Genomic DNA, 16,386 nt, shown 5'->3' with positions numbered 1-16,386 from the left:
ATTTCGATATGATAAAAATCCTCTATACATTCGTTTTTCTCCTATGTAGTACTGTAATCTCCTTGGCACAGGAAACAAACAACGCGGCCGAACGCGACACGCTTTTCGAAAAAGCCACGATGGGACTGGTGCGATTCTATTTTGACGATCATTATTTTTTAGTGGATAAAGACTGTGAATTTAAAGCTATCGAGCGACTATCTGCTTTTCTGGTCCGTGAAAATGCCTTTGACGGCCCTTTCAAGGACTTCAACCGCTCTGGCACGTTAATCTTAACTGGAAATTATAATAAAGGGGTTAAAGACGGTTTATTTACGGCATATCATCCAAACGGTGCGACCAAATGGATGTGTGCATTTAAAGATGACAAACCCACTGGCGATTGGAAATACTTCTACCCCGATGGCAAGCCGATGCTAAACGTAAATTACGACAGTACGATGGTGAAATTAACCGATTATTGGGATCGACGTGGAAAACAAGAAGTTATTGCCGGCAAAGGGATCTACGAATTTATGATGCCGTTCGATTTTTACAATGAATTCGGTTACCCCTATTTTATACGCAAAGGTAGGGTGAAAAATGGGATGCCAACAGGGTATTGGACAACAGTAGTCACCGACGGTAAAAAAAATCGTGAACTTTTTGCCGAAGAAGTATTTAATGAGCATGGAATAATGACAGAAGGCTACAATCTACTGGCCGCAAAAGAAATCAAAGTTCCCTTTAGCATTCTTCCGGCGAACCATTTCGAAACAGCCGAACAGATTATTTATAAACCCTGCTCATTTGATGCGTACAGTGGGTACGATGCCTACCTGGTTAACAAGTTCAATAGCATGGCTCTCGCGACAGTGAAATTCAATAGGGAACTAAAAAGTTCCGAGCACCCTTTTTCCTTTCTTATTGACCTAGACGACGAGGGGATACCGACCGGAATAAATTTCAACAAAAAAACGGAACATAAAAGTTTAAACAATTGGATCACTGCCTTGTTAAAAGAAATTCCATATTATTTCCCTACACTAAACGGGCAAGGACAGCCTATTGAGGGCCAAGTTACTGTCTCGGGGATACTGAGAATAAATGAGGAAGGGAATTCTTATTTCCCCAACGTTCAAGTTGAAAGGTAAAAACAACTGTAGAGGAAATTCACCGAATATCTTATATTTGCAAAAAACAAAGTCATGAAGTTCCACAAAGAAGGATATACTAGCCTGGCAATTGCCGTACTCATTGTATTTATTATCAATGCATTGGCAGACTACTATAATGCACCAGACTTTCTGAAGTGGATTTTATACCTACTTTCAGCATTCTTGGTGATTGCTATCGTGCAATTTTTCCGCAGTCCATCAAAAACCGTGACACCCGACGAAAGCATCATTCTTTGTCCGGCAGATGGAAAAGTCGTGGTGATTGAAGAAACCCAGGAATCGGAATACTTTAAAGATCGCCGCCTACAAGTGTCGATATTTATGTCGCCCGTAAACGTACACGTAAACAGAAGCCCTATTAGTGGACTTGTCACGTACCTCAAATATCACCCTGGGAAATTCCTCGTTGCTTGGCACCCCAAGTCCTCAACAGATAACGAACGGACCACACTGGTCGTGAAAAATGCGAGTGGAAATGAGGTGTTATTCCGCCAGATTGCCGGGGCAATGGCGCGCCGAATCGTATGGTACGTCAAAGAAAACGATGAGGTTGTTCAGGGTGAAGAATTCGGCTTCATTAAATTTGGGTCCAGAGTGGATCTATTTTTACCTATCGGTACCAAAATCGATGTCAACATTGGGGACAAGGTAACCGGTGCAAAAACTATAATTGGCCGCATTTAACATTTTATTAAAAAAGGAATGTTAATTTAGGCTCTGCTTACGGAGCATATGATGAACTTTAAAGTTTTTACACTTCTCATTGCCTTAACTATCGGCCTACTTGTCGGTTTCACCGATTACATGCATCGTGGAAACCTCCAAATCGCCTTACTCATTTTTATTGCCATTAGTACGTTAAGCTTTGTAAGCTTATTGAATCTCTTTGAGAAATTTGTATACAAACGCATTCGAAACGTCTATAAACTTATACATAACCTTAAGCTAGGCAAAGACCTTCGCAATGCATTGGGAGATCAAATAAACAATGACCCGCTTGCCGATGCGGAACGCGAAGTGCGCGACTGGGCTAAACAGAAAGCCTCTGAAATCGACAAACTGAAAGAGCAAGCCGAATTCCGCAAGGAATTCCTCTCAAATATATCCCATGAATTTAAGACGCCGTTGTTTGCGACACAAGGGTACATCGAAACTCTTCAAGATGGCGTCATTGATGATGCCCCCGAAATCGCTAAAAATTTTCTAGGAAAAGCATCGCGTAATCTCGACCGACTGAGCTACCTAATTCAAGACCTGGAAGATATCTCGAAGTTAGAAACCGGAATAATATCAGTCACCATGGAACGGTTCGATATCGTCGCTTTAATAAAAGAATGCATCGAAGACTTGGAGGGGAAATCAAAAACGAACAATATTGAACTTGTATTCAAAGGGAAATCAAACACTCCTGTCTACGTAATAGCAGATAGGCAGCGCATACAACAGGTACTGGTGAATCTAATTGTAAACTCCATTAAATATGGCAAAAAAAATGGCAAGACATCCATCTCAGTGTTCATTCTGCTCGATCAAGTCCTCGTTGAGGTAACGGACAACGGTCTGGGAATCGATGAGAAAACACTTCCTCGTGTCTTCGAACGCTTCTATAGGGCCGACAAAAGCCGCTCACGCGATATCGGTGGAGCAGGTCTAGGCTTAGCAATTGTGAAACACATCATCGAAGCGCATGAACAGAACGTTAACGCACGCAGCACGGAAGGGCTAGGCACGACATTCGGTTTCACATTAGCGCGCGCATAGAAAGTGTCGTAACAGGTTTACCTTCCAATAAAGTTAACATTAACTTAACATAGTATTCATAAATTTGCATAAAATTTAAACATTATGTCGTTAAATAGCATTTTTCAATATTTCGTACCAAAGGATAAGAAGTTTTTCCCCCTGTTTGAACAAGCTGGGTCGAACCTTATTGAAATGGCAAAGAAGTTACAAGAAATGGTGAATACCATCGATCCAGTAAAACGGTCAGAACTAAATAAAACTCTGGAAGATCTGGAGCATCATGGCGATAATATCACACACCAAATACATTTAGAACTTGGAAAGAACTTCATCACCCCTTTTGACCGGGAAGACATCCACTCTCTTGCCAGTTCACTCGATGACGTCGCAGATTTTATCTACGGAGCCTCCAATCGGATGGAACTCTACAAAGTAATGAATCCAAGCCCAGCGATGAAGCAAATAGCCGATCTTATCGCAGAGGCTACCGTTCACGTTGCAACAGCGCTTAATGAACTTAGAGACTTAAAAAACATTCGCCGCATAACCGATTCATGCGTGCGCATAAATAGCGTAGAGAATAAAGCCGACAGCATTTTCGATAAAGCGGTAGGCGAACTTTTTGAATTCGAAAAAGATGCTATAACCCTCATAAAAAACAAAGAAGTGCTTTCAGCTATGGAAGATGCTACGGACAAGTGTGAAGATGTAGCAAATGTATTGGAAAGTATTTTAGTTAAGAATGCTTAAATTAAAACCAGAGAAAGCATAAAACCCTATGATGATTTCAACTTTATTGATCGTCGTTGTTGTCCTAGCGATAGCATTTGACTATATCAATGGTTTCCACGACGCCGCAAACTCGATTGCAACAATCGTCTCTACTAAAGTCTTAACTCCTTTTTTGGCCGTAGTATGGGCCGCAATTTTTAACTTCGCCGCCTATTTTTACTTTACCGACCATAAGGTCGCCAATACCATTGCAAAAACAGTCCTTGATGAATATATAACGCTCGAAGTAATATTTGCAGGATTAGTTGCTGCTATATGCTGGAACTTGTTCACCTGGTATTACGGTATACCTTCGAGTTCCTCGCACACGCTGATTGGCGGTTTCGCTGGATCAGGAATGGCCTATGCTATTATTAATGGAGTAAATCCATTAGATGCGATAAACCACAGCGCTATTTTAAAAACAGTTTCTTTTATTGTCCTTGCTCCGGTAATAGGGATGCTTATTTCGGTAACCATAACGATCCTTATTATGAACCTCGCCAAAAGAGCCCGACCGGCAGTGGCCGAGAAATGGTTTAAAATATGTCAATTAATTTCATCTGCCGGATTAAGCTTTGCACACGGTGGGAATGATGCACAAAAAGTGATGGGGATTATTGCAACCGCGTTAATTGCTGAGCAGGTTATTCCAAATTTTGAATCAATGCCCGCCTGGGTCCCCCTATCCTGTTACCTTGCCATTGCGCTGGGCACGATGAGTGGGGGCTGGAAAATTGTAAAAACGATGGGTACTAAAATTACCAAAGTGACACCTCTGGAAGGGGTAGCTGCGGAATCCGCAGGAGCAATTACCTTGGGGGTAACAGAACACTTTGGTATTCCGGCATCCACTACACATACCATCACAGGAGCAATAATTGGCGTAGGTGTTGTAAAACGCGTTTCCGCTGTCCGCTGGGGAGTAACGATAAGTTTATTATGGGCATGGATACTCACCATCCCTGTCAGCGGGGTTCTTGGCGGACTCACGTTAACGATAATTCACTACCTCCTGTAATGTAGCATTAACACTACAAGCAATTGTATTTTTATCGATATACAGGGAAAATTAGTAGAAATATTTTGCTGTTCTAAATAATATATATACTTTTATGCCGGTATTTTACTAGCAAGTGCAGCGAAAATATCCAAAAATTAACTTTCCACATGAGCCGACTTACTTTGGCATCGTTATTGTTAAGTTATGTTAAATTTAATTAAGTGAAAACAATTAAAAATTTTAATAACCTTAAAAACAAGAGTATGAACTATTCTACAATTAAAAAAACAGCTGTTGCAGCATCTTTAGTCGCCGCTTTAGGCTTCGCGGAATCTGCGCAAGCTCAGACTCCAACTGTATTTGGTGGTAGATCCCAATACAGAACATGGTCAATCGGTGTACAAGGTGGTATTACTACTCCAGGTGCAATTACTGGTGGTTCTAACCCTTTTGGACAAAAAGTTGGTTACTTCCAAAATAAAGTAGGCGAGTACTATGGTATTACTGTACGTAAACAATTCTCACACCTATTCGGTTTAGAATTAGAAGGTAACCGTGGTAAAATCAAAACTTTCAACCACGACGTATCAGGTCCTGCTGTAGAAAACAGTCATGGAGCTACATCTGCTGAAGTAGACGTAAACTGGGCAGCTAGCTTAAATGGTGTTTTCCAATTAGGAACAATCGACTTCCTAAGAAGAGAAAATGCAGTTAACTTCTACGCTAAAGTTGGTATGGGTGTATTAGCATCTAACCCTGTACAATACTCAGGAAATGACCTTGATGGTAGTGTTGTATACGATAACAAAGGTAAATGGGGTGAAGAGATCTTCGGAGATCGTGAAGCTGACGGATCAAAAGACTACAAACTTTCAGGTTTCATTCCTGTAGGAGTTGGTGTTAAATTCAAACTATCTGAAGTTGTTGCCTTGAACTTAGGTTACACGATGAACTTCACGGATGACAACAGACTTTACGGTCCTGGTCGTACAGACTACAAAGGTAAATATTCACAGGTTTACGGTGGTTTAGAGTTCACTCTAGGTTCACGTGATAAAGAAAACTTAACGTTCTCTAACCCAGTTGCGACTTTATATGATGAGTTGAAAGACCCTTCATTACGTAACGAAGTTGAAGCATTGAAACAACGTGTATCTACTTTAGAAGGTACTGTTGATCAATTAAGCAAAGACTCTGACGGTGATGGTGTTTCTGATAAATTTGACAAATGTCCTTCAACTCCAGCAGGTACTGCTGTAGACGGATCAGGTTGTCCAATTAAATTCCCTGAGCCAGTTGTTGCTAACAACGCGACTTCAGGTGAGTATTTTTCGCCAATCCAATTTGAATTTGATAGCTCAGTGTTGAAAACTGAATCTTACTCAACTTTAGATAAATTAGCTAAAGAATTACGTGACGCTAACGCTTCAATAACTCTTGATGGTTATGCTTCTGAAGAAGGTTCTGATGATTACAACATGAACTTATCTACTGACCGTGCAAACGCAGTAAAACAATATCTAGTTAACGCTGGTGTATCTGCATCAAGCGTAACAGCTACCGGTTACGGTGAGGCTAATCCAGTAGCATCTAATGCAACTGAAGAAGGTCGTGTTCAAAACCGTCGTGTAGAAATCAAAAAATAGTTCTTCTTTAAGAATTATCAATGATAAGAAAGCCGATTCAGCAATGAATCGGCTTTTCTGTCATTATAACATTTTTTAAAGCTACCTTTACGCGTATCACTTACAATGTGGAAAACAATTGTGAATGAATTTATATTTTTTATGTAAATTCACTAATATCGGGAGTTAGTACGATTTAGCGCCCACTAAACACATAGCGGATATGAAGAACACGGACGACAACTACGGTTTTGACTCAGCCAAGGAGATGCGAGAAACCATTGCTACCTACGAGTCTATGATACGCGATGATCAAGAATACTTTTTCGATTCCGACGTATTTTACAATATAGTAGCCTACTACCTAGAAGGAAAACAAGACCCCGTGAAAGCATTACAGGCAATTGAAATTGCGCATAGACAACATAGCTATGATGCAACATTTCTTGTTCAGGAGAGCCAGATATACGCTTCAATAGGCAAATATGACAAAGCCCATGAAATTCTAGAAAAAGCGAGCGTTTTGGAACCCAATAATGAAGCTATTTCTATTATCAGAGGGAACCTAGAACGTATTCGGGGAAATGTGGAGCTAGCAAAACAACACTACCTTGAAGCATTACAAAATGATGCCGACCACGCTTTAGTTTATGAGTCTATCGCCCTGTTATACATGGACCAAAATAAAACTGAAAAAGGGCTCAAATATCTCAAAAAATCGTTGGATCACGATATCGATAACCTCTCAGCGATCGACGCGCTATCGGCATGTTGCATTGAGCTAGGTCATCCTGAAGAGGGACTACCTTACTATACCAAATATTTAGACCACGATCCTTATAGTGTATTGGGCTGGATCAATTATGGCGTAACACTTGAAGCATTGGGTCGTTTGGACGAAGCGATTGATGCATACGACTATGCAATCGCAATCGACGAAACGTTCGTTCCGAGCTATTACGGCAAAGCCTCTGTTCTGCTCCAACAGAAGAAAAACGATGATGCTATTGAACATTTACTGGGTACCCTGATGTACGCAACACCAAATTCTGAAGTTTGTGTTATGTTGGGAGAGGCTTACGAAAATAAAGAAGATTACGAAGAAGCACGCTCCTACTTTAAAGAAGCTGCGAGGCTTGATCCTGAAAACCCCGACGCATGGTATGGAATAGGTACAACCTTAAACGCCGAAGAGCGCTATCACGAGTCATTACACTCCTTTAAAAAAGCCATTAAACTTGATGACAGCGACCCTAGTATTTGGTACGCGCTAGCGCAAGTACATTCTGAACTTGGGCAGTTTAAAAAAGCCGAAGGCGCATTCCGCAAGACTGTTGAACTCGACCCAGAAGATTATGAAGCTTGGTTAGATTTCTCGGTAATATACATCGAGAAATCAGACATTAAAAGTGCGATCGAGATTATGACCGAGGCGATACTAATAAACGACGACATACCCGAGCTCTATTACCGCATGGCTGCTTATCGGTTTGTGGACGCACGGTTTGATCTAGCAATGGAGCACTTAGAATCCGCCCTTGGTTTATATCCTGAAAAGGCGTATCTGATATTTGATTACATACCGAAACTACAAGGTAATAGCGCAATTGTCGACATGGTGCGCCGCTATACAGAACATTCATAACAAATGAAAAAATTAGGTCTTATTGGATTTCCTCTCGGACATTCATTTTCGAAGAAATACTACCTTGACAAATTTGAGCAGGAAAATATAAAAGGCATTGACTATAACCTTTACTCAATCGAACATATTGAGCAGTTTCCCAATCTTTATAAAAATGATGACTCCTTTTACGGCTTTAATGTCACTATTCCGCACAAGCAATCCGTGATCGCGTATATGAACGAACTTTCTCCGGAAGCTGAAAAAATAGGAGCAGTGAACTGTATCAAACTCACAAAAAAAGGAGATAAACCATTTCTAATTGGGTTTAACACCGACGCATATGGCTTTGAGGAATCGCTAAAACCGATGCTTAATGAAAACCACAAAACAGCACTTGTCCTCGGAAACGGCGGTGCCGCAAAGGCTGTACATTATACCTTAGAGAAATTAGGATGTTCCTATAAAATTGTCAGCCGAAAACGCGAGACGGGAGATATCACCTATCAAGAGCTTGATCAACAATTAATCGCTGAACACAAATTGATCATCAATTGCTCGCCTGTTGGCACCTTTCCTAATGTCGATGACGCACCGAATATCCCTTACCAAGGAATAGGCCCCCAACATTTGTTATACGATTTAATCTATAACCCAGAAGAAACGGCTTTTCTTAAACAAGGCCGCCAAAGGGGCGCTCAGATCAAAAATGGGTACGACATGCTTCTGCTTCAAGCTGAAAAAAACTGGAAAATTTGGAACGAAGACCAGGCAGCAATGTAGCGTCTCCTTTAGAGACAACCCATATATTAAATTATGTTCTTATCAACGGGACATTTACACGGAAGTAGCGTCTTATTATATTGTTTTTATGTAGTTTTGAAGTATGTTACAAGTACACTCTTTTGTCTTTAATGCCTTTCAGGAAAACACATATATTGTCTATCAAGAAAAAGGCGAATGCGCTATATTTGATCCGGGGATGTCCAACGCTGAAGAAGAAAATGCATTAGTAGCATATATTACTGAGCAACAACTCACCCCAACAGCATTATACAATACTCACTGCCATGTGGACCATGTACTGGGCAACCACTTTATTCATGAACAATATGGTCTTTTGCCACAGATGCACGAAGGCGAAGTTCCTGTATTAGTTGCGGTACAAAATATTGCGCCTGCATATGGCTTTCGCTATGAGGTATCCCCGATTCCAGAAACGTTCTTAGTTGAAGGCGATCGTGTACAAATAGGCTCGTACGATTTCCAAATATTATTTGTTCCTGGTCATTCCCCGGCTCACATTGCGTTTTACTGTGCAGATCAAAAAATTCTCATTTGCGGAGACGTACTCTTCCGCGGAAGTATCGGCCGTACCGATCTGCCCGGAGGTAATCATGAGCTACTGTTAAAAAACATAAAATCCAAGGTATACACGCTTGATCCTGAAACGACTGTCTATCCTGGTCACGGCCCTTCGACAAACGTGGGCGTCGAGAAGCAGACAAACCCATTCATTCGTGCCTAACCGATGAGACTACCACTATTTTTCGCTAAGCGATACCTGTTTGCCAAAAAATCCATTAATGCCATAAACGTTATCTCAGCCATTAGCGTAATTGGCGTCTTGGTGAGTAGTGCCGCCTTAGTAATAGTGTTATCGTTCTATAATGGTATGGAAAACCTTATTCTATCCTTGTATTCTGAATTTGCACCGGAATTACGCATTGAGCCCACAAAAGGAAAGACCTTCGATCCCAATACAGACACTCTATTAAAGCTACGGAACAACCCAGCCATTAAAAGCTACACTGAGGTTCTAGAAGATAAGGTACTTATCGAATACAACGACCAACAATTTATCGCACAGATAAAAGGATTGGAGCCGAAGAGCCTCCTTCAAACTGATCATAGTGACATGCTTTATGCAGGGAGTTTTCTGATAAAACAAGATGGCGTCAACTATGCTCTTATTGGGGCGCAGGTTCAGGCAAATCTCCGTGTACGGATGGATGGATCAGATAATAACATAAAACTGTTCTCTCCACGAAAAGGTGCGTCTGGAACAAGCGTAAATCCCATGGACGACATCAATGCGCGAATCATCTCCCCTATTGGTGTCCTGCATTATCAGCAAGGATTCACGGACCTTGTAATAACACCGTTAGATTTCGCCAAGGACTTACTCAGTGAGTTCCAAAACGTATCGGCTATTGAAATGTTCACTGTAGACTCAACAAAGGTAAAAGGGCTTCAGTCACAAATACAAGAGGCATTGGGAGACTCATTTATCGTTAAAAATAGAGAACAGCAGAACCCCTTACTATATAAAACAATTCGCTCGGAAAAATGGATCGTTTTTTTTATATTAACGATTATCGGGATAATCGCCATATTCAATATCATAGGGTCGTTAACGATGCTTGTAATCGATAAAAAGCAAGACATGGCTGTCCTTCGAAGCCTTGGTGCGGACAATTCGCTCATCCAGCGTATCTTTTTCTACGAAGGGGTTATGATTGCATTTATAGGTGGAATAATTGGTATCGGATTGGGACTCGCCTTCTGCCTAGGACAAGAAAAATATGGGTTTATAAGAACGGGCGAGGGGGCTGGGTCCGTCATGGATATCTACCCTGTGGATATCCGAACTATGGATTTCATACTTGTATTTATAACGGTAATGATTGTAGCGGTCGGGGTTTCTTATATTGCGGCACATCTGAGCGTACGAGAAATCAAAAACAACTCTATTCGCACCGCCGAGTAGCTAATATTTCAGTCGTTTTCGGCTATAGTCTCCTTTAACAATCGAGTTAATAAAAGATCCCCAGGCAATCGGACTGAAAAGAGGGTTTGCGAAGCGTTGGTTAATATTCTTATTTGTCATATTGATATGACGCTGCATCGAGTTGTAGGTCTGTATTTCATCCGCACTACGGGGCACGACTCGTGACAAAGCAGCCAACGCCTCCGGTGATAAGCTTCGACGAATCCGCGAAGCATCGTCATTACTAACATCCAAAGCTAAAAATGCCCTATTAAATTCTTCTATACTAGCCCAAGGGAAAGGCGTCACCGCAGGTAATTCAATAACCATACTTTTCATAGAAACCAGCGCTGTATACTTGTCAGAATTCGTATTGGGGACAACCATTGACGTAGGTTCAAATCCAACAGAAGAAAACGCAATCGTATCACCCACGTGGGCAACAAACGAAAAATAACCTTCATTATCGGCCGCATGCGCCTGATTGTCATAACTCTTATTTGTGACGGTAACAAAAGGCACAGGAAGTTCACCCCCTACCGAGCTGATCAGACCACTAAACTGCACAATTTTTTTTTCTTGGGCAGAAAGGGTCGCCAGCAGTAGGCTGAACAAAACTGTTAATCCTAGGAAATGGTAAATTCTTGTCACCATGTGTCAAATTTAGCCAAACTTCAGTAACGAAGGCTGTTAAATTGTGTTAACCATTTTAATTTTGTGACGGAGTAATTGCGTTTGGATCGTTCAAATCCGTAAGGTTTAATGCTTCCACACCTGTAATTTCAGGAACAGCTTTACGAATTGCCTGTTCTAATCCAGCTTTGAAAGTCATAATACTCATCGAACAACTCGCACAGGTTCCCAACAATTTTAATTTCACCACATTCTCAGGAGTAATCTCTTCAATACTCACGTTTCCACCGTCTGTTTCTAAATAGGGACGGATGGAGTCCAATGCTTGTTCTACTCGCTCTAGTAATGTCATTTTCTTCTGTACTATATGTTAGTTTCAAAGATAGGCAATTTCTCAAATATAAAGTGATAGACATAAACTATCGGCTATAATTCAACACTTTGTTGACATCAGATCATTTATCACGGGTTAAAGAATGTTAAAACGCTTTATTTAAGTAGGTTCAGGTCACTTTTTGAGGTATATTGCTGTCCTAAAATTAAATTGAAACTTAATAGTTTTTGACGTATCTTTGTAAAATGTTTTTAAATAGACGTATTGTATCTTTATTCGCCGGATTGGTGTGTGTAATGCTAGTGAGTAGTTGCAAAAGCAAGTTTGAAAAAATTCGCGCCAGCAACAACATTGCAATGAAATACCAAGAGGCTGTTAAATTCTACGAAAAAAAGAAATACACGAAAGCCATAACGCTATTCGATGATCTAATGACCAAGTATCGTGGACAGGCTGAAGCAGAGGATTTGTATTATTATACAGCTTATACCAGCTACCGCTTACGTGACTATACATCAGCGCGCTATAGCTTTAAAAACTTTGCTACAACATACCCGAATAGCCCGCGTGCTGAAGAATGTCGTTTCATGTCCGCGTATTGCTTTTACCTGGATTCGCCTCGTTCGACCTTAGATCAAGAGAATACGCGTAAAGCGATTGACGAGCTTCAACTCTTCATAAACCTTTATCCTGAAGGAGAAAAAGCGACAGAAGCAAGCGAATTAATACAGACTCTACGGGACAAACTAGAAACAAAAGCATATGCCAACGCGAAGTTGTATTTCAACATGGGTCAACCGGACGACTATCGTGCCGCGGTGATAGCTTTTGAAAGTATGCTCCGAGACTATCCCGATACCAAATATGCAGAAGAGGCTGAATTTTTGATTGTAAAATCACAATACTTATTTGCAGCCAACAGCATGACATATCGCCAAGAAGCGCGTTATAATGAAGCCATCGATTACTATACGTCATTCATTGAGACTTATCCAGAAAGTAAATATCGCAACGAAGCGGACGATATCCGCACGAATGCGGAAAAACGAATCCAATACGTTGTCCAACGCATGGACGAAGCCACTAGATTACGTCAGCAGCAGCTTGAAGAGATGGGCATTACCAAAGAAGAGGCTGAAGCAAATAAGGCCGCTAAAGAACTAGAATAATAAATTAGAAAATTCATAATACTACATACAATGAGTCAAAACAAAAACACTTCTATTCCAAACTCCACTATCACTCGTGATTTAAGAGAGTTGGATAAAGGCACGGATAACATCTACGAATCAATCGTGGTAATAGGAAAACGTGCAAATCAAATTGCTGTTGATGTAAAAGAAGAATTGAATGGTAAATTGGCAGAGTTCGCGACAAACAACGATAACTTGGAAGAAGTATTCGAGAACCGCGAACAGATTGAGATCTCCAAACACTACGAGCGCATGCCCAAATCTAGTTTGGTAGCGATCGATGAGTTCTTAAATGACAAAATTTACTACAGAAATCCTTCAAAAGAACAGGACTAGTCCATTACTGATGTCTATTCAGGGAAAACATATTGTGATTGGTATATGTGGCAGTATTGCCGCATATAAAATCACATCTCTTATTCGTTTACTTGTAAAAGCAGAAGCGAGTGTCCAGGTAATTATGTCTCCCGATGCAAAAGATTTTGTCACCCCGCTTACCATAGCAACGCTATCGAAAAACCCCGTTCTATCCGATTATTTTGAACACTCCAATGGGCTGTGGAACAACCATGTAGAACTAGGGCTCAAAGCGGACCTTATGCTAATTGCTCCAGCGACAGCAAACACATTAAGTAAAATGGCTAGCGGAGGTTGCGACAACTTATTGCTAGCAACGTACCTTTCTGCAAAATGTCCTGTATATTTCGCTCCTGCAATGGACTTGGATATGTGGAAACATCCCTCTACACAACATAACATTTCTATCTTGCAGGGATACGGAAACACTATGATAGCCCCCAATTCAGGCGAACTCGCAAGTGGCCTAAACGGTCAGGGGCGTCTGGCAGAACCAGACGAAATTTTACAATCCATACGTGATTTCTTCACCGATAACAGGGTCCTTCAGGGAAAAAAGGCACTAGTGTCAGCGGGACCAACGCATGAACCTATAGATCCTGTGCGTTTTATAGGAAATCATTCAAGCGGAAAAATGGGATTCGCTATCGCCGAAATACTACATAGGTTAGGGGCAGAAGTTACTCTCGTTTCAGGACCAACCAGTCTAGACACACCTCCGGGCGTTGTCCGCAAAGACGTCACTACTGCGCAGCAGATGTTAGATACCTGCAATAAATATTTCGATGCGGCGGAAATCATAGTTATGAGTGCCGCAGTTGCAGACTATACACCGGTGAACCCTGAAGAGCAAAAAATTAAAAAGAAAAGCGACTCTATCGAAATTTCGTTGAAGAAAACCATCGATATTTTAGCGTTCCTCGGAGAACGTAAGGCAAGTAAACAAACATTGGTTGGGTTTGCTCTGGAGACAAACAATGAGCTTCCTAATGCCTTAGAAAAGCTTAAACGTAAAAATCTTGACTACATCGTACTCAACTCAATGCAAGATAAAGGTGCGGGGTTCTCGGGTGACACGAATAAAGTGACGATAATCGCTAACGACGGACAAGTTCAGCACTACGAATTAAAATCGAAGAAAGAAGTTGCCGCAGATATTGCTGCAGTCATTATCAAACATCAGGAAATTATAACCTCATTATAATCCCTGCTTCGGCATTATACCGTCCACTCACTCCTTAATCCAGCTAATGTTCACGCCTTTATATTGGACAACACACCAACGATTAGTGCTCCCCCGATTTTCTTTTGTACCTATTCCGGCTCTTAATAACAACTTAAGCGCCGAATCGGGAGACAATTCAACTGTATCAACGCCCTCACTCAAATAAGTGCTCAGTGCGAGATCGTTAGAAGGGAGAAGTTCGTCTCCAATCCAGCGGCCGATAATGGTTCCAGCTTGCCGAATATCCAATACTCTTCCCATCCATTTCACATCATCAGTATACATTTTGGGAAACACATGTATATAATCATTATCAAGGAAGCTCGTAAGCGCATCCGGCCCCATGACCCATTCCGAAAGCGCATCGTATGAAAGGAAAGACTCTTCCTTATTTAATTTGGGCCGATCAAAAGTATCCTGCGGTGTACATCGACGCAGGACGCCAATAAAAAGCCCATCGCCCTTTATCATATGGGGATAGAATCTATATCCGAAAGCATTCTGAGCATCTGATATAGTCTCTACGATACCCCAAGATGTCGGTATTTCAATTTGAACAGTTTCAAAACCGTGTTCACTAATCAACCAATCAAGTATATCTTCATTCTCTTGTTCAAAATACGAATAAGTAGAATAAATCAAATATCCCCCTTCCTTTAAGGTCGCCACCGATTGGGCTAATAATCGCTTCTGCTGTTCACTATAATACACTACATTAGCAGCTACCCAGTCATGACTCTCGACATCATCTCTACCTAATCTGCCAATACCCGAACTAGGGGCATCTACCATCATCAAATCAAAAAAACCGGGAAGTCGTCCGAATGCAGACGGGTCATTGCTTGTCATTACACCAATGGGATCTCCCCAACGTACAAGCCCGTCTTTCAGTATTCCGCTCTGCGTAACATCGGATTGATTGCTTATCAACAAAGAGTCCGGGTGCAGGTAGCTACTAAGTAAACTCGTCATTATTCCATGGCCGGCACATATATCTAAAGCGCGCACAGCGCATTCCCGCAGGCCTATTGTTTGAACGATGTGGGCTACAAACATACTCGATGCTTCCTGCAGCCGGTAGCCTCCAGCCCAATACAGCGGGTCTTCAAGGAAGGGGAATTCGGCTAAATAATAGCCTTGATCGCACCATGGAACAGCAAAAGTACCCGAAAAAGATACAGATTTAAGCTTTTTGGGGTTCAACCTAATGGAAGCAGCGCAATCCCCGGTACGATGAACTTCTTTCCATGCTTCAACATCGAACCCTTTGTGTAACTTTAATTTTTCTATTAATTCATTTGGCAAAAAATTACTCATGGTTTTATCGCTTAAATGTGTGTAAATTTACCAAAATAGACATCGAAACACAAAGTAATGAAAGCCTTCAAAAAATACTATATCATTTCCGCTACGCCCGAAGAAATCTTTAAGGCACTGACAACCGAAACCACGATCCAATTATGGACAGGAGACCTTGTATCAATTGATCCAACCGAGGGCGGAGCATTTTCTATGTGGGACGGAGCAATTACAGGTCAGTTTATAACGCTACAACCTTATCAAAAAATTGAACAACAATGGTATTTTGGCGATCAAGAAGATAAATCCATTGTGACGATCAAACTCCACGAGCATAAAAGAGGCACGTCGTTAGAGCTTCAGCATACCAATATTCCCGACGAAGAATACGAAGATATGGTTGATGGCTGGAACGACACGTATATGGCGTCACTAATCGATTTCTACGACGAATAAGAAGGTAGGAAAAGCATCAATAAGAATCAGTGGTAAATTGAATACGCTTTTTACCGCTGCCTGATACAACCAGCTCATTGGAAAGTGGGAAAACCCCTTCCTTCCAAAAAAAGAGGGCATAAAAAAAGCCCCTTCAATTATTGAAGGGGCATTCTATAAAATTAGGCACCGACCTACTCTCCCACCTGTTACGGCA

General features: G+C 41.3%; 17 protein-coding genes. 14 read left to right on the top strand and 3 right to left on the bottom strand.

Going from position 1 to position 16,386, the window contains the following annotated elements:
- The first annotated feature begins 8 nt into the window (after positions 1–8).
- From FM107_RS10660 to FM107_RS10615, 10 genes are all read left to right on the top strand, one after another.
- Complete coding sequence (locus FM107_RS10660) at positions 9–1,133, top strand: toxin-antitoxin system YwqK family antitoxin (protein WP_143559475.1); 1,125 nt, start codon at positions 9–11, stop codon at positions 1,131–1,133.
- Between the two features lie 54 nt (positions 1,134–1,187).
- The gene (locus FM107_RS10655; RefSeq protein ID WP_086948500.1) at positions 1,188–1,841 is read left to right on the top strand and encodes a phosphatidylserine decarboxylase family protein; all 654 of its coding nucleotides are present in this window, start codon (positions 1,188–1,190) and stop codon (positions 1,839–1,841) included.
- 48 nt (positions 1,842–1,889) lie between these two features.
- Positions 1,890–2,918: a cell wall metabolism sensor histidine kinase WalK gene (locus tag FM107_RS10650; protein ID WP_306298649.1), complete on the top strand. Its 1,029-nt coding sequence runs from the start codon at positions 1,890–1,892 to the stop codon at positions 2,916–2,918.
- 84 nt (positions 2,919–3,002) lie between these two features.
- Complete coding sequence (locus FM107_RS10645; protein ID WP_086948499.1) at positions 3,003–3,650, top strand: DUF47 domain-containing protein; 648 nt, start codon at positions 3,003–3,005, stop codon at positions 3,648–3,650.
- Between the two features lie 31 nt (positions 3,651–3,681).
- Positions 3,682–4,692: an inorganic phosphate transporter gene (locus FM107_RS10640; RefSeq protein WP_086948566.1), complete on the top strand. Its 1,011-nt coding sequence runs from the start codon at positions 3,682–3,684 to the stop codon at positions 4,690–4,692.
- Positions 4,693–4,937: 245 nt separating this feature from the next.
- A complete protein-coding gene (locus FM107_RS10635; protein WP_086948565.1) occupies positions 4,938–6,320 on the top strand; it encodes an OmpA family protein in 1,383 nt (460 codons plus the stop codon).
- A gap of 202 nt (positions 6,321–6,522) precedes the next feature.
- Complete coding sequence (locus FM107_RS10630) at positions 6,523–7,944, top strand: lipopolysaccharide assembly protein LapB (protein ID WP_086948498.1); 1,422 nt, start codon at positions 6,523–6,525, stop codon at positions 7,942–7,944.
- Between the two features lie 3 nt (positions 7,945–7,947).
- Entirely contained in the window at positions 7,948–8,706 is a 759-nt protein-coding gene (locus tag FM107_RS10625) for a shikimate dehydrogenase (RefSeq protein WP_086948497.1), read from the top strand.
- A 103-nt stretch (positions 8,707–8,809) separates the two neighbouring features.
- Positions 8,810–9,451 (top strand): MBL fold metallo-hydrolase, encoded by a 642-nt coding sequence (locus FM107_RS10620; protein WP_086948496.1) that lies wholly within the window; start codon positions 8,810–8,812, stop codon positions 9,449–9,451.
- 3 nt (positions 9,452–9,454) lie between these two features.
- Entirely contained in the window at positions 9,455–10,693 is a 1,239-nt protein-coding gene (locus tag FM107_RS10615) for an FtsX-like permease family protein (protein ID WP_086948495.1), read from the top strand.
- Here the strand turns inward: FM107_RS10615 and FM107_RS10610 are convergent, their stop codons facing one another.
- Together FM107_RS10610 and FM107_RS10605 are read right to left on the bottom strand one after the other, a co-directional pair.
- The gene (locus tag FM107_RS10610; RefSeq protein WP_086948494.1) at positions 10,694–11,347 is read right to left on the bottom strand and encodes a hypothetical protein; all 654 of its coding nucleotides are present in this window, start codon (positions 11,345–11,347) and stop codon (positions 10,694–10,696) included.
- A 55-nt stretch (positions 11,348–11,402) separates the two neighbouring features.
- Positions 11,403–11,678, bottom strand: coding sequence for a NifU family protein (locus tag FM107_RS10605; RefSeq protein ID WP_086948493.1), 276 nt, complete (start codon positions 11,676–11,678; stop codon positions 11,403–11,405).
- Positions 11,679–11,905: 227 nt separating this feature from the next.
- On the opposite strand from FM107_RS10605, the gene FM107_RS10600 reads away from it, so the two are divergent.
- Genes FM107_RS10600 through coaBC form a run of 3 tightly spaced genes read left to right on the top strand, consistent with a single transcriptional unit; the run spans position 11,906 to position 14,414 of the window.
- Complete coding sequence (locus FM107_RS10600; RefSeq protein ID WP_086948492.1) at positions 11,906–12,829, top strand: outer membrane protein assembly factor BamD; 924 nt, start codon at positions 11,906–11,908, stop codon at positions 12,827–12,829.
- Positions 12,830–12,859: 30 nt separating this feature from the next.
- The gene (locus tag FM107_RS10595) at positions 12,860–13,189 is read left to right on the top strand and encodes a DNA-directed RNA polymerase subunit omega (RefSeq protein WP_086948491.1); all 330 of its coding nucleotides are present in this window, start codon (positions 12,860–12,862) and stop codon (positions 13,187–13,189) included.
- Between the two features lie 10 nt (positions 13,190–13,199).
- Positions 13,200–14,414, top strand: coding sequence for a bifunctional phosphopantothenoylcysteine decarboxylase/phosphopantothenate--cysteine ligase CoaBC (gene coaBC, locus FM107_RS10590; RefSeq protein ID WP_086948490.1), 1,215 nt, complete (start codon positions 13,200–13,202; stop codon positions 14,412–14,414).
- A gap of 27 nt (positions 14,415–14,441) precedes the next feature.
- Here the strand turns inward: coaBC and FM107_RS10585 are convergent, their stop codons facing one another.
- Entirely contained in the window at positions 14,442–15,752 is a 1,311-nt protein-coding gene (locus FM107_RS10585; RefSeq protein ID WP_086948489.1) for a hypothetical protein, read from the bottom strand.
- Between the two features lie 57 nt (positions 15,753–15,809).
- Between FM107_RS10585 and FM107_RS10580 the strand changes: the two genes are divergently transcribed.
- Entirely contained in the window at positions 15,810–16,190 is a 381-nt protein-coding gene (locus FM107_RS10580; protein ID WP_086948488.1) for an SRPBCC domain-containing protein, read from the top strand.
- The last annotated feature ends 196 nt before the right edge of the window (positions 16,191–16,386 follow it).

The organism is Sphingobacterium sp. JB170 (assembly GCF_900163865.1).
Classification (GTDB): domain Bacteria; phylum Bacteroidota; class Bacteroidia; order Sphingobacteriales; family Sphingobacteriaceae; genus Sphingobacterium.
This window is presented reverse-complemented; position numbering and strand designations above follow the sequence as displayed.

Bases quoted from the DNA above. Each gene is read 5' to 3' on its own strand.
- FM107_RS10660 (WP_143559475.1), top strand. From the start codon at position 9: ATGATAAAAATCCTCTATACATTCGTTTTTCTCCTATGTAGTACTGTA.
- FM107_RS10655 (WP_086948500.1), top strand. From the start codon at position 1,188: ATGAAGTTCCACAAAGAAGGATATACTAGCCTGGCAATTGCCGTACTC.
- FM107_RS10650 (WP_306298649.1), top strand. From the start codon at position 1,890: ATGATGAACTTTAAAGTTTTTACACTTCTCATTGCCTTAACTATCGGC.
- FM107_RS10645 (WP_086948499.1), top strand. From the start codon at position 3,003: ATGTCGTTAAATAGCATTTTTCAATATTTCGTACCAAAGGATAAGAAG.
- FM107_RS10640 (WP_086948566.1), top strand. From the start codon at position 3,682: ATGATTTCAACTTTATTGATCGTCGTTGTTGTCCTAGCGATAGCATTT.
- FM107_RS10635 (WP_086948565.1), top strand. From the start codon at position 4,938: ATGAACTATTCTACAATTAAAAAAACAGCTGTTGCAGCATCTTTAGTC.
- FM107_RS10630 (WP_086948498.1), top strand. From the start codon at position 6,523: ATGAAGAACACGGACGACAACTACGGTTTTGACTCAGCCAAGGAGATG.
- FM107_RS10625 (WP_086948497.1), top strand. From the start codon at position 7,948: ATGAAAAAATTAGGTCTTATTGGATTTCCTCTCGGACATTCATTTTCG.
- FM107_RS10620 (WP_086948496.1), top strand. From the start codon at position 8,810: ATGTTACAAGTACACTCTTTTGTCTTTAATGCCTTTCAGGAAAACACA.
- FM107_RS10615 (WP_086948495.1), top strand. From the start codon at position 9,455: ATGAGACTACCACTATTTTTCGCTAAGCGATACCTGTTTGCCAAAAAA.
- FM107_RS10610 (WP_086948494.1), bottom strand. From the start codon at position 11,347: ATGGTGACAAGAATTTACCATTTCCTAGGATTAACAGTTTTGTTCAGC.
- FM107_RS10605 (WP_086948493.1), bottom strand. From the start codon at position 11,678: ATGACATTACTAGAGCGAGTAGAACAAGCATTGGACTCCATCCGTCCC.
- FM107_RS10600 (WP_086948492.1), top strand. From the start codon at position 11,906: ATGTTTTTAAATAGACGTATTGTATCTTTATTCGCCGGATTGGTGTGT.
- FM107_RS10595 (WP_086948491.1), top strand. From the start codon at position 12,860: ATGAGTCAAAACAAAAACACTTCTATTCCAAACTCCACTATCACTCGT.
- coaBC (WP_086948490.1), top strand. From the start codon at position 13,200: ATGTCTATTCAGGGAAAACATATTGTGATTGGTATATGTGGCAGTATT.
- FM107_RS10585 (WP_086948489.1), bottom strand. From the start codon at position 15,752: ATGAGTAATTTTTTGCCAAATGAATTAATAGAAAAATTAAAGTTACAC.
- FM107_RS10580 (WP_086948488.1), top strand. From the start codon at position 15,810: ATGAAAGCCTTCAAAAAATACTATATCATTTCCGCTACGCCCGAAGAA.